The sequence below is a fragment of the Nitrospinaceae bacterium genome (assembly GCA_018669005.1).
In the GTDB taxonomy this organism is placed as follows: Bacteria; UBA8248; UBA8248; order UBA8248; family UBA8248; genus UBA8248.
Genome location: JABJAL010000030.1, coordinates 15654 through 28644, shown reverse-complemented (window position 1 = coordinate 28644; position 12991 = coordinate 15654). Strand labels below are relative to the sequence as shown.

Here is a 12991-nt window from a genome sequence, read left to right as displayed (position 1 = left end):
TTCCGAAATCCTCCACCCCGGGAAAGATAAACGCCCGGCAGCCGGCATACAATTCTGCGAGGTTAGCGTCATCCTGCCAGCCGAGAAATTCGACATTCGGTCCTCCCAGGCTTTTAATCCGATCAAAATCCTGGCCATCCCCAACCACCTTGAGCGGGCGCCCCAGGCGATTGAAAGCCTCGACCGCCACATCTACCTTCTTGTAGGGCGCAAAGGCCGATACGATTAAATAATAATCCTCCGGTTTCACAACAGGGCGAAAGCGGGCCGTATCCACGGGCGGATAGAGTACATCCGACTCCCGACCATAGCTGTCTTGAATACGCTCTGCGACGGTGTGGCTGATCGCCACGAACTCATCAACACCCCGACTTGCCTTGGCGTCCCAATTCCGAAGGTAGGCCATAATCCGGGGAAGAATCCAGCCCACCGGACCGCTCACCCGTCCCCCGCCAAAATATTCATCATAAGCCGACCATGCGTAGCGCATCGGAGTGTAGCAATAGCATAGATGAAAAGCGCCTTTATCTGCGCGAGCGCCCTTGGCGACACAATGGCTGCTTGAAAGAATAAAATCGTAGCCCGAGAGATCGAGCATTCGCACCGCCGTCGGCATGAGAGGGAGATAATAGCGGTATCGCCGCTCAATGCCCGGCATGTACTGCAACGGGCTGGTGTGAATGGTGTGGCGCTCAATCGTGGGTGAGACCGATCCCGGAATATGAAGCAGCGTAAACAGATCTGCCTCAGGGTATATCTCACAGAAAACCTCAAGGCACTTCTCGCCCCCGCGCATACCCGTCAGCCAATCGTGGACAATCGCCACGCGCATTAGCCAGCCTCCTTAATCGCGAGCACATCGTGATAAGCTTTCATAGTGTCCTCAGCCAGCGCCCGCCAGGAGAATTCTGCTGCCCGTGCACGGGACTTTTCCGAAAGGCTTGTCCTTAACGCGTCGTCCTCAAGTAGTCGCATCATCGCATCCCTGAGGGGCGCCACCTCACCCACGGGCACAATTAGACCCGCCTCGCCCACCACCTCTGGCAAGGCGGCGGCATCCGAAACAATGGCCGGCGTCCCGCAGCCCATCGCCTCGAGGGGTGGGTACCCAAATCCCTCATAGCGGGACGGAAACACGAGGGCGCGGGCGGCGGCATATATTGCCTCAAGGCGCTCATGCGAAACATCTCCTAAAAACACAACTTCATTGCCAAGCTGAAGCCGCGCCAGATCCTGCTTGAGCCCCCCTCGCTCTCCGGTAAGGGCGAGGTGGACACCTAGCGCCCTTTCGCGCACCCCGGCGAATGCCTCCAGAAGCAGCGGAATATTCTTGTGCTCCTTATGGTTGCCCACATACAAAAAAAAAGGCACCTCAGCCCCTATTCCGGGTGGCGGCTCGGGGCTCAAGCTCTTCCCCCAATCCGGCGGCAGGGCGTTGTAGGTCAAACGCACCTTACCGGGCGAGGCCCTCAAGTGGTTAATGATGTCGCTCCGAGAATGCTCCGAGACCGTTAGCAAGAGCTTGGCCCGCCCGGCGGTTCTTCTCGCCAGCATCCGGGAAACCTGCCACGCCAAACGAGAGGGACAAAGTTCCGGAAAAAGTTGATGAATCAGGTCGTGAATCGTCGCCACCATCGGCACCCGCCCGAAAACCGGCGCGGCATAGTGCGGGTGATGAATGAGATCAAGGCCGCTGCCCTCAATTCGCCGCACAAAACCCACCTGCTCGGAAATAGAATAGGGCGGCGCCGAGACAAATGAAGGAGAAAAATTCCCTCCCGGCGGCTCGAAGCGCTCGCGATCATCGGTCTGGATAAAAACCGTATATTCGATATCTTCATCAAGGCTGGCAAGCCCGCCCAGAAGATTTCTCAAGTATGTTCCAATCCCGCTCATAAAAATCATGCGGGCATCAATTCCTATACGCATCTCCGCACCGCCTGATACACCACATCAACATCGAGTTCAGTCATGCACGAAAGATGATCGCACACAGTCAGGCCACAACCCTCGCACTCAATGCGCTTGCGCACGATCAAGACCCTTTGGCCACGCGGCCCCCATTCAGCCGGATCGTTCGTACCGCTAAAAACACTGATTACCGACATTCCCAAGGAAGCGGCGATATGAGAGGGGCCCGAATCGTTCCCGACAAACAGGGCGCATGAGCTAGCTGCCATCATGAACTCGCGCAAATCTGGCAACTTTCCGCAAAGATCGAAAACACGGCCCACCGTTTGTGATTCATCCAAAACAATTTTCACGTCGTTGACGGCGGTGCGGTCGCCGCTCGCGCCGAAAAGAATTACCTGCGCTGGAAGATCCGCAATCACCCGTTTAATGAGTTGTGCATACCTGTCGGCCCCCCAAAGTTTGGTTGCCGCACCAGCGCCGACGTGCATTCCAATTAAAATTCTAGACACATCAACACCATGTTCAAGGAGCAGCAGACGCCCACGCTTTTTCTCATCCTCGGAAAGACTCAAACTCGGATTCGTTGTCCTAAGAGGACCGAAACCCGCAGATTCAATCATAGAAAGGTTTCGTTCTACCTGATGACGCCCCGGTATTTCCTCGGCCTCGGTATCGAGAAGAAAACCAAGACCGGTAAGTCCCCTTCCAACCAGGTAGCGGGCACCCGACAACCTGGCCGCCAGGATGAGTTGAAAATCACCCCGCAAATCCAAAACCATGTCATATTTACCGCCTAGGGCGCGGGCACGTTTTCTCAATAAACGCGCCAACTTCAGTGTGGCGCCAAATCCGAAACGCACCTTCTTCGGGCGAACCAACCAAGGGGCAGCAAACTCTAAGAGAGCAACACCATGAAGGTCCTTTGGATCCTCAGGGAGCAATGGGCGTGCCCAAGGGCCGACAAGAAAATCGATTTGTGCATCGGGAAGCTCCTCTCTAAGGGCCCTAAGAGCCGGGAAAGAGAAAAGCACATCGCCCAGATGATCCGGGCGCAAAACGAGAACACGCTTAAGGATTTCGGGCCGCTCACGTTTTTTTTCAAACAGAGATCCACCGACACGGTCCAGCAAGGCAAAAGCCCTTACTACCCAAGGATTGCGATAGGCGTAATGACGCTGCTCGTACTTTAGGGGCACAGAAGGTGCACTCCGAGGCGCATGAGGTGAGGCAATTTTTGCCAACTCGGAGTCGATAACCACTCCGAGCGCACCCGGTCCATCGCCTCCAGATTTCTCGGAAGATGAATCCAGAGAGAAAACAGGCGTATTTTTTCCAGCCCCTTTCATTTAGATTCATTGCCTTTCAATCGGCGGAGGAAAGGTTCCAACAAGGAGCGTGCAGCCTCAATCCCCTCAGGGGTGACACCCCGGCCCCAAAAGATAAGGGTAGCGTACAAAACCGCACTGATAAACAGGTTTACCAACACATGCGCCGGAGACCAAATCAAAGGTGCCGAGGCGATAATGGCACATCCTACAGCACGCAGCGCCGCCCCTCCCGAGGGCAGACCCACAACCGGCTTCAGCACCAATATCCCTGCTGACAACATGACGCCCTCGGCAATGAGAGTCGCCCAACTTGCTCCGATAAAATCGAATCGGGGTATAAGAATGAAATTCAAAATACCATTCAAAAATGCCAAAGAAACGGCGTAGGCTGTGAACAACCCCGCCTTCCCCACCGCAACGCCCGTGGTAGTCATCACATACAACATGAAACTCAGAAGCGACACCACAACCAGTATTTCCACTGCGGCGGATGAAGGCGCAAATTCAGGACCATAGACAACGCTGATTATCGACTTCGAGAGAAAAATACCTACAAATGCAACAGGAAGACCCAGTGCCATCGCCAGAGAAATGGCCGCCCGATACATTTCACCAATTTTCTCACGATCCCCGGCTTCAAAAGAACTCGAAATGAGGGGCAGAAGCGACATCGCAATCGCCGTCGGAATGATTGTGAGCGATCCCGTTAACTTGTACGCGGCTGAATACATGCCAACCGAAAAATCGCCCGCAAGCCATTCAAGCATCAACAAGTCCGAGCGCGTATAAACGATGAGGAAAACATTTGCAGCCCCAATAGGGATAGCCATTCGAAGGAGCCCCGCCCATTCACGGGGAGCAAACCGAATAGCGGGCCTCACTTCCTTGAAAAAGTACCAGGCAAGAATCACGCAGCCCGGCAAAAAGGTCACAAGCTGAACGGCGATGAGCGCCGGAATGGGCCAATGCGCCAGCGCGGCGGCAATAAGACATGCGGCCGAGAAAATTTCACTGCCAACACCCAGCACAACGGGCACCTTCATGCGCAGCCCCGCCTCGAAAGGGGCATCGAGAATCATGCGGAAAGAATTCACCCGAAAGGAAATAAACAATAGAAAAGAGGCCACCAGGGCAGACCAAAGAGGCTCACCTGCGGGTATCGTCCATATAGCGGCAACCCAAGCGGCAAGCCATGCGAGGATGGCCATCGCCGCCTTGAGCACCAGGGCGCTGCCCAGCAGGCGTGGTGCCGAATCGCGATCCTTTGCAATCTCCCGCACCAACACCGTGTGAATCCCTGCGTCGGTGAAGATCGCAAACACCTCGGCAAAAGCAAAAGCGAACGAGTAGACACCAAACCCGCGAGCGCCGAGCATCCGCGCGAGCACAACAACCACTGCAATTCGGACCAAGCGCTCCACGCCCCGACCAACGAATATCAATCCGGAATTTTTCGCTGCCTTGGCCATGCGGCTCATGCGTCACCCTCTGGAGCATTTAATTTTTGGGCCACCATCGCTCGCTCATATATTTCGTGCGTTTTTTCTGCGAAGGCGCTCCACCCATATTCCCGCACCACCCGCTGCCGACCTAGTGTCGATAAGCGACCCCGAAATTTGGGCTCATCGAGAAGTTTTTGAAGATGGCCCGCGAGCGCGTTCACATCATCCTCTGGGAATATCAATCCCTCATCGCCGATGACATGAGGAATCTCTCCCGAGTTGGAACCCACTGCGACAGCACCCGCGCTCATCGCCTCGATGAGAACATGGCCGAACTGCTCTTTCCAGCGCTCAACACTTCTAGATGGAAGAACAAGGGTATGAAGGCGCTGGAGAAAACCTGGTATCTCAAAATGATCCACCCACCCAGCGAATTCGATTCGATCCGAAAGCCCGAGTTCCCTAAGCATGGATTCGAGTTTACCCCGCTCCGGGCCGTCGCCAACCACAATCGCGCGCCATTGGCCTTTTAATTCGAACAGGGCGCGGATCATGAGATCCACTCCCTTCTCATGAACAAGCCGCCCCACAAAACCAACCGTGAACACATCCGGGCGCTCTCCCACAGGCGGTTTAAAAAGCTCCGGGTCCAAGCCGAACTGGGGAAGCACCACAACATGTTCAGGCCTCGCCCCTCGCGCGAGCAATCGCTCTCGAACGGTTACGCCGCCAGCTATGAGCACATCGGCCCGAGACAGCGCCCTATGCTCAATCGTGCGCTGAAGGCGATGAAGAGGTATATCCATATTCTCAAAAGAGAAAAGAACGAGCTTAGGCCTCGGACGGCATAAGGGCAAAAATGACAAAAGCTGCGCAACCGCCAGACTCCAGGGCTCCTCCTCGATATGAACAATGTCAGGTCGCTCCCGCTTCAGGGCACCCAAAAGTCCACTTCGATAGACATGACCGCCCACGCGCCCCGAGAAAAAAACATCTCCGGCGTGAAGAGGGTACCCCTCGCCTTCTCCTGGTTCCGTAACAAGTTCTCGCTCCCCCTCCCGCCAGAGCCGGGGCACGAGCAACGACATCTCCAACCCCTGGCGCTTGGCAAGATTTTTCATCTTGCCCCGGTTAATCGAGGCGGCGCAGGCGTGGGAGATCATCAATACCCGCATAAGCGATCAGCCTTGTCCTTTCTCATCGGATAGCACCTGAAGATAAAATGCCTCAAGAGATCGACTAGCCTCGGGCCACCCATAATTTTCCTCAACATAACTCCGGCAGCGCGGGCGCAACTCGGCCAGAGCGCTCGGAAACACAAGCCAAGGAAGAGCCGCCTTCGATATTCCATTGGCCGATGTTTCGGAGGCAACGAGTCCCTTCTCTAGCGGCAAGAGAATTTCCGGCGTAGCCCCGGCCGGGGTGCCAATGACCGGGGTGCCCGAGGCCAAAGCCTCGAGGGTGGACATGCCGTAGCCCTCAAGCGAGCGCGATGGCAGGGCATAAAGATCCGCCGCCCGGTAATAGTCAGGTAGCGCTTCATCGGACACAAATCCCTCGAACCGCACCGAAGAGCCGATACCTAGCTCAGAAGCCATCTCTTCGAGCATTTCACGCTCGGGTCCCTTACCCACCAAAATGAGATGAACATCCGGCACGCGTGAGCATATTTGGAGCATCGCTTTTAAGAGAAGGTCAATCCCCATGCGCCGAACAAGCCGCCTCACGCTCAATATGGTTAATCCGGAAATCCCCAACCGTCGGCGCAGACTCTCGCGTTCGCTAGAGGGCACGGGCGAAAAATTTTCCAGATCGATTCCGCCACGTATGATCTTCACGCTCCCGGGCATAAGACCATGCGCGGCCTCAAGACGCTCGCGGCTATAGTGGCTCAAAACCGCAACGGATCGGCATCGAGAAAGAGCGTCGCCTTCCATATGGTGGATCCAGGTCGCCTTTAATTTAGTTGCCAACCGGTAAAGAAGACGCAGCGGGCCGGACAAACTATCTTCTTTCGCCCCAGCATCCTCCAGGAACTCATCCCGCCAAGGACTATGAAACGTGCACACGGCAGGCGCATCGATACCTGCACGTAAAACAGAATAAGCCGATAGCCCTTGGTGACAATGAACGATGTCAGGCCGCCACTCCTGAGCCAGCTTTCGGGCCTCGCCTGCGCAGGCAGCGACAGCGGAAAGATATCCATCTGCAAATGAGCGACGCCTTGAGGTCCACCTCCGAATCTTGTAGTCGCCCATATCCTCGTCCGGGCCCGAGAGGACCCCAACCCGACCCGCCAGGACACAAACCTCATGCCCCATGGCAACGAGTTCCTTGCACCAGCCGTCCACCACTCGCTCGGCGCCTCCTTGGCTATCGGGGAAAAAACTATCGAGCACCATTAAAATCCGTAGCGACCCGCTCAAGACAACAATCCTCCGGCTGTTAAAAAAAACCCGACAACAACGCTATCTGCATCGACATAGGAGCACAAAGGCAGGCAATAAGATTGATTAAAAAAATAATAAATACAAAAACGGATAATTCACTCAGAAAATTAACTCCGGGGCGGGCTTCAAATAACAACCATTTCACTTTATCTTTCCGACCACCCAATAGACAAGTGAGCAAATTCGCCCTCCTCGAAACCGGCATATGGGAAAATTGCCCAGCTTGTCATCAGACCCTCATTTTTTAGTTTCGAAAAGTGTCACTTCCTGATAATCTTCCGCAAGAAAGATAATTTTATTTTATTTTCTGCAACCACTATGAGGTCAGACCATGATCACTGTAGGTATGTACTATGAAGTCATAAAAGGAAAAGAATCTGAATTCGAGGACAAATTCGAGGCCGTGGCGGGCGCACTTGATGGCTCGCCGGGTCACGTCCAGAGCCTCCTTTATCATCAAGTTAAAAATCATAGTTCCTACACCATACTTTCCGAATGGGACTCCCAGGATGCTTTCAAGGCTTTCATCCAGAGTGACGCCTTCAAAGGGGTGACCGATTGGGGAAAAGCCGAAATTCTCCAGGGGCGACCACGCCACAAGATCTATGGCCACGAGGGAGACGCACACTAAAATTTTTATGCATCGCACCTCCCTCGCGCCCAGAGCTTAAATTATCACGATGAGCGAACCACACGAGAGCACGGAAAGCGGCATCTACGATCCACCCCTATCCATCCTGTGCCTTTTGGTATTCCTCGCGGTTATTCCCGTTACGCTCCTGGTGCCGATCTTGAAGCCGCTCGTTCTCGATCGTTTCCCGGTCGGTCCTTTTGCAGCTCACGCCTTTTTGTCCGCCAATATGGTGAGTGCCATTCTCGCCGCGCCCGCCGTGGGCTGGATCGTGGATCGCATCGGAAGGCGCCAGCCCATTGTGGTGGGTGCCTTCGTGCTGGACGCCTTACTTTTATTAAGTCTCGATTGGGCACCGAACTACTGGGCGCTTATGACCGTCCGCTTTCTTGAAGGCATCACTCACATCGCCGCCCTTACAGGCGTAATGGGTGCGGCGTTGACCCTCGCCCACCGTAAGCCAGAGCGTGCGGGCGGTATCATGGGTGCAATAGGTGGCGCCATTATTTTTGCAGTGGCGACCGGCGCCGGCCTCGGAGGCGCTCTTTCCAAGGGAGGCATCCACAGGCCCATTGTCGCCGCGCTGATTATTGGCCTTCTCGGCGCTCTCATCAGCGGATGGATCCTGCGGCATGACCGGCGCGTCAAGCAACAAGAAGGCGGACGAAACCTAGCGAACCTGATGCACGTGTTCAAGAAAGAAAAAGCCCTCCTCGTTCCCTGCATCTTCACTTTCGCCGACCGCCTCCTGGTCGGCATCATCATCTCCTCGTTCAACCTCTATCTCGTCCAGGCCCTCGGATGGTCGCCAAAACAATTCGGCTTCCTTATGTCCACCCTGCTCTTTCCGTTCGGTCTCCTTTGCTACCCCTTCGGAAAACTCTGCCGCTCCTGGTCAAAAAGCGGTCTACTCATAGGCGCCTCGCTAACGTATGCCCTCTTCGTCGCCTCGCTGGCGTGGTTGGATCCTGCTTGGCTCTTTCCCTCGATGCTTGTCCTTGGTGTAATCAGCGCACTCAATTTCTCGCCGAGCCTCGCCATGGTCGCCGATCTCACAGGGGATGAAAGCCGCTCAACAGCCATGGGAGCGTTCAATTCGGCGGGCTCGCTTGGTTTTTTCGTTGGTCCCCTTCTCGGTGGCACCATTGTTCACTTCATGCTCGCTAGCGGCTCGCCCCCAATCGAATCCTACAAGATGGCTTTCATCGCCGGGGGTGTCGTCTCAATTCTATGCACCCTCATTTCCATTCCATACCTAGTAAAACTTGTGCGCGCGGGCAGGACCACCTGACTTTCTCTCTCTCGGTTTTTCTCTCCTGTTTTCGAACATGCTATATTGAGCTCATTGGCACCTCACTAATGCAACCGTCTTGAGGTGTTTTTTCGTGCAAAAAATTCGGCTATCCAGCAAAGGGGGTAAGTCATGGCAGTCAAGATAGCGTTTCTGGGTCTCGGTAAGATGGGTGGTCTGATGACAAAACACTTAGTAGCTGCAGGCTACGACGTCACCGGCTACGACCCCGCGGCCAGGGCCATGTCGAGGGCGAGGAAAAACGGTGCCAAAACCGCAAAAACGCCCGCAGCAGCCGCGAAAGGCGCTGATGTAGTTTGCAGCTCACTGCCGACCCCAACAGCCGTGCATGATGCTTATCTCGGCTCGGGCGGAGTTTTAAAAATCCTGCGCCGCGGCACAGTAATCTTCGAGCTATCGACCAGTTCTGTTGACCTGGCCCGTGAAACTGCCGGGGCCGCGAAAAAAAAAGGGATAGCTTTCCTCGACGCCCCAGTGAGCGGGAGCATCCCCCATCTTGAAAAAAAACAGGTCTCGGCCATTGTGGGAGGCGACGTCAAGGCCCTTAAAAAACACCAAGGTGTTCTCGAGGCCTTCAGCAAATCCGTTACCTATATGGGGCCCTCGGGCAACGGCCTCATCATGAAACTCGTGACCAACCACATTCTGAACATCCATCATGCCGGAATCGCCGAGGGGCTGGCCTTTGGGATGAAGGCGGGCCTCAAGGCAGGCAAAATGGTGAACTTTCTTCAAGGGAGCGCCGTTCCACAACTACTCAACTATAAGGGCCCGGACATGGCCGCCCGAGACTACTCGAACGTCATTGCACCCGTTGAACTAAGCAAAAAAGACATGGGCCTGAGCGTCGAGGAAGCCAACAACTTGGGCGTGCCCGTTCCGCTTGGCGTTACCGCACTGCAGCAATACGTTGCCGCCATCGCACTTGGCTTTGGCCAGGCCGATTTTAACGCCGTATTCGAGGGCTACCTCAACGCTACAGGGGTGAAACCAAAGCGCAAAAGCTGATGAACTACGCAATTCTCAAGGAGAAATAAATCATGGCAAAAAAAGTGGCTTATCTGGGTCTCGGGAACATGGGCGGTGCCATGGCGGCAAATCTGGCCAAGGCTGGCTTTGAGGTTCATGGATATGACCCCTCGCCCGAATCGAGAGCACGTGCAGAGAAGGCAGGCATAAAAATTTTCGCCACCGCTGCCGAGGCTGCAAGCGGCGTTGACGTAATTTGCAGCTCGGTTCCCGAAACTTCGCATGTCGAGGCCGCCTACCTTGGTGAAACTGGTGCACTCTCGTCCGCACCCGAAGGAGCCGTCTGCTTCGATTTCTCCACCATAACGGTCGAGGGCAGCCAGGGAGTGGCAAATGAGGCCCAAAAACAAGGCATCCACTTCCTGGACACCCCGGTGAGCGGGAGCGTTCCCCACGCCAAGGCCGGCACCCTGGCGATCATCGCCGGGGGTGACAAAACCGCGCTCGATGCACACCGCGACGTTCTCGATGCCATCGGCGAGGCCGTGCACCATTTTGGTCCGAACGGAGCGGGGCTGCAGATGAAACTCGTCACCAATCAAATCTTCGCCATCCACATCTCAGCCATCGCCGAGGCCCTCACGCTGGGCACTAAATCCGGCCTCGACCCCGAGGCAATGGTGGATTTCCTAAAGGCCAGCGTCATTCCCAAGATTCTCGACTACAAGGCGAGCCCGATGATTGCCAAGGACTACTCGCCCACCTTCACGGTGAACCTCATGCTCAAGGATTTGAGGATGATTGCCGCCATGGCCGAGGAGAACAAAGTCCCCACTCCGCTGTGCACAATGGCGCGGCAGATTTACATGGGTGCAGCAGCGCTGGGCCACGGCGACTTGGACCAGAACGCCATACTGGAGTACTTCGAGACAAGCTCTGGCATGTCCGAGGCCTGATAGGGCCGAGGGCTAGGAGCCCTGAGTCCTAGGAGGCCCGAGGCCTGCGAGGGCCGAGAGCTAGGAGCCCTGAGGCTTAAGAGGCCCGAGGCGTGAGGGCGGGGGCTATTGACAGCCACATGCCGCTCATAGCCCCGAGGGCGAATATCTCGATTAGACAAGCAATCCATTTACTTTCAACTGCTTACGGCAACGCCCCAGTTTCGCGCGACAATAAAACAATGCAATCAATTTACTTTCAACTACTTACGATCATACCCCCGTTGCGCCCGACAATAAATCAATGTAATCCATTTACTTTCAAATGCTTACGATCACGCCCTCCCTGCGCCCGACAATAAAACCACCTAACTTTATTTTTATCAGCTATTTAGATCAGGCCCACCCTCTTTCGCAGAACAGCCCATTCTTTACTTGCTATTCCCGACGAATTTAGTGTAGATTGCGCTCGCAATTAAGGGGGCCGCTTGTTGAAGACAACCAAAGCTTTTTGTTTGCGTCGAGAAAGCTTTTAGTCTGTAGCGGGAATATGGTTGAGGGGCTATCACACGCCCTGCCCTCTTTAAACAGCCGCCCTTATTAAAAGGGACACACAACAAAAGATCTCACACCCTTTGCGCTTTCCATCGGCGCGCATTGGTGACAAAATCGCCGCTCTGGAGCGCAAGCACCCAACAAACGTTTTTTAAGAGCTTTTCGCCGCTCTTTAATTGAAACTGACCGCAACCCGTTTTTTTAGGAGATGAAAACCATGGCCACCACCGGACGCGACCTTCTAGACGCCGCCCGGAACGAGATCCCCGAGATTTCGCCCGAAGAAGTTGCCGCCTTGAGAGATGGCGGCAGCCAGTTTGCCCTCATCGATGTGCGCGAGCCCGACGAGTTTCGTGCCGGCTATATCCCCGGCGCCGAGCACGTCAGCCGAGGCTTCCTTGAGCTCAAAATCGAGCAGGTCGTCCCCGAGCGCGACACCCCGATCATTGCCTACTGCGCCGGCGGCGTGCGAAGCCTCCTCGCCGGGCAGGCCTTAAAATCCTTAGGCTATGAAAACGTAAAATCAATGACCGGCGGCTACTCCAAGTGGAAAGACATGGGCCACACCGCCCAGGTCGACAAACAAATGTCCACCGAGCAGCTAGAGCGCTACTCGCGCCATTTCCTCCTCGACCAGATAGGGGAAAAAGGCCAGGCCAAGCTTCTTGATGCCAAAGTCATTCTCGTTGGCGCGGGCGGCCTGGGCTCGCCCACCGGCCTCTATCTTGCCGCCATGGGCGTTGGCACCATTGGCATCATCGACATGGACGTTGTCGACATGAGCAACCTCCAGCGCCAGATAGTCCACAACAACGATCGCGTCGGCACATCGAAAGTCGAGAGCGCAAAGGCCACCCTCTCGGCCTTGAACCCCGATATGAACATCATCAGCCACGAATATCGCGTCGACCGCACAAACGCCATGGAAGTTTTTAAAGACTACGACATCATCGTCAACGGCGCCGACAACTTCCCGACGCGCTATCTGGTGAACGATGCCGCCGTCTTTCTCGGCAAGCCGATTGTCGATGCCTCGATATTTAAATTTGAAGGCCAGGCCACCGTGTTCGATTCCGCTGGTGGCGGGCCGTGCTACCGCTGCCTGTACCCCGAGCCGCCGCCGCCGGGAATGGTCCCCTCCTGCCAGGATGCCGGTGTCTTGGGCGCGCTCTGCGGCACCATGGGCTCGATTCAGGCAACCGAGGTCGCCAAGCTCATCGTTGGCTTTGGCGAGCCCCTTGTCGGCAAGCTGCTTATGTACGACTCCCTCAAAAGCCAGTTCCGCACCCTCAAGGCCCGGCGCGACCCCGAGTGCCCCGTTTGCGGCGACAACCCGACCATCACCGAGCTCATCGACTACGAGTTCTTCTGCGGGTTGTCGGAAGCCCCCGTTGGTGCTGAGGCGAATGGTCACTAGAAGGTAGGGGTGTAGGGAGTAGAAGTAGAGAGAACAAA

The 12991-nt window shown here is 55.5% G+C and carries 11 protein-coding genes; 5 read left to right on the top strand and 6 right to left on the bottom strand.

The window, feature by feature from the left end; genetic code table 11:
- The 6 genes from HOJ95_04330 to HOJ95_04305 all read right to left on the bottom strand — a co-directional run.
- Nucleotides 1-832: glycosyltransferase (locus HOJ95_04330; GenBank protein MBT6393909.1), on the bottom strand; the 832-nt coding region annotated here is incomplete at its 3' end.
- Entirely contained in the window at nucleotides 832-1929 is a 1098-nt protein-coding gene (locus HOJ95_04325) for a glycosyltransferase family 4 protein (protein MBT6393908.1), read from the bottom strand. The genes HOJ95_04330 and HOJ95_04325, both read right to left, overlap by 1 nt.
- Nucleotides 1920-3260, bottom strand: a complete 1341-nt coding sequence (locus HOJ95_04320; protein MBT6393907.1) for a glycosyltransferase family 9 protein — start codon at nucleotides 3258-3260, stop codon at nucleotides 1920-1922. The genes HOJ95_04325 and HOJ95_04320 overlap by 10 nt, the downstream gene beginning before the upstream one ends.
- Entirely contained in the window at nucleotides 3257-4720 is a 1464-nt protein-coding gene (locus HOJ95_04315) for a flippase (GenBank protein ID MBT6393906.1), read from the bottom strand. Before HOJ95_04315 ends, HOJ95_04320 begins: the two co-directional genes overlap by 4 nt.
- Nucleotides 4717-5847 (bottom strand): glycosyltransferase, encoded by a 1131-nt coding sequence (locus tag HOJ95_04310; protein ID MBT6393905.1) that lies wholly within the window; start codon nucleotides 5845-5847, stop codon nucleotides 4717-4719. The genes HOJ95_04315 and HOJ95_04310 overlap by 4 nt, the downstream gene beginning before the upstream one ends.
- 18 nt (nucleotides 5848-5865) lie before the next feature.
- Complete coding sequence (locus HOJ95_04305; protein ID MBT6393904.1) at nucleotides 5866-7110, bottom strand: glycosyltransferase family 4 protein; 1245 nt, start codon at nucleotides 7108-7110, stop codon at nucleotides 5866-5868.
- A gap of 355 nt (nucleotides 7111-7465) precedes the next feature.
- Here HOJ95_04305 and HOJ95_04300 point away from each other — a divergent pair, with 355 nt between their 5' ends.
- The 5 genes from HOJ95_04300 to moeB all read left to right on the top strand — a co-directional run bounded on the left by HOJ95_04300 (nucleotide 7466) and on the right by moeB (nucleotide 12953).
- Complete coding sequence (locus HOJ95_04300; protein MBT6393903.1) at nucleotides 7466-7765, top strand: antibiotic biosynthesis monooxygenase; 300 nt, start codon at nucleotides 7466-7468, stop codon at nucleotides 7763-7765.
- Between the two features lie 49 nt (nucleotides 7766-7814).
- Complete coding sequence (locus HOJ95_04295) at nucleotides 7815-9056, top strand: MFS transporter (protein ID MBT6393902.1); 1242 nt, start codon at nucleotides 7815-7817, stop codon at nucleotides 9054-9056.
- 132 nt (nucleotides 9057-9188) lie between these two features.
- Nucleotides 9189-10085 carry an NAD(P)-dependent oxidoreductase gene (locus HOJ95_04290; GenBank protein ID MBT6393901.1) on the top strand — a complete coding sequence of 299 codons (897 nt, stop codon included), beginning with the start codon at nucleotides 9189-9191 and terminating at the stop codon, nucleotides 10083-10085.
- Between the two features lie 32 nt (nucleotides 10086-10117).
- Nucleotides 10118-11002 (top strand): NAD(P)-dependent oxidoreductase, encoded by an 885-nt coding sequence (locus HOJ95_04285; protein ID MBT6393900.1) that lies wholly within the window; start codon nucleotides 10118-10120, stop codon nucleotides 11000-11002.
- A 751-nt stretch (nucleotides 11003-11753) separates the two neighbouring features.
- Nucleotides 11754-12953 (top strand): molybdopterin-synthase adenylyltransferase MoeB, encoded by a 1200-nt coding sequence (moeB, locus tag HOJ95_04280; protein ID MBT6393899.1) that lies wholly within the window; start codon nucleotides 11754-11756, stop codon nucleotides 12951-12953.
- The last annotated feature ends 38 nt before the right edge of the window (nucleotides 12954-12991 follow it).

Bases quoted from the DNA above. Each gene is read 5' to 3' on its own strand.
- HOJ95_04325 (MBT6393908.1), bottom strand. From the start codon at position 1,929: ATGCGTATAGGAATTGATGCCCGCATGATTTTTATGAGCGGGATTGGA.
- HOJ95_04320 (MBT6393907.1), bottom strand. From the start codon at position 3,260: ATGAAAGGGGCTGGAAAAAATACGCCTGTTTTCTCTCTGGATTCATCT.
- HOJ95_04315 (MBT6393906.1), bottom strand. From the start codon at position 4,720: ATGAGCCGCATGGCCAAGGCAGCGAAAAATTCCGGATTGATATTCGTT.
- HOJ95_04310 (MBT6393905.1), bottom strand. From the start codon at position 5,847: ATGATCTCCCACGCCTGCGCCGCCTCGATTAACCGGGGCAAGATGAAA.
- HOJ95_04300 (MBT6393903.1), top strand. From the start codon at position 7,466: ATGATCACTGTAGGTATGTACTATGAAGTCATAAAAGGAAAAGAATCT.
- HOJ95_04295 (MBT6393902.1), top strand. From the start codon at position 7,815: ATGAGCGAACCACACGAGAGCACGGAAAGCGGCATCTACGATCCACCC.
- HOJ95_04290 (MBT6393901.1), top strand. From the start codon at position 9,189: ATGGCAGTCAAGATAGCGTTTCTGGGTCTCGGTAAGATGGGTGGTCTG.
- HOJ95_04285 (MBT6393900.1), top strand. From the start codon at position 10,118: ATGGCAAAAAAAGTGGCTTATCTGGGTCTCGGGAACATGGGCGGTGCC.
- moeB (MBT6393899.1), top strand. From the start codon at position 11,754: ATGGCCACCACCGGACGCGACCTTCTAGACGCCGCCCGGAACGAGATC.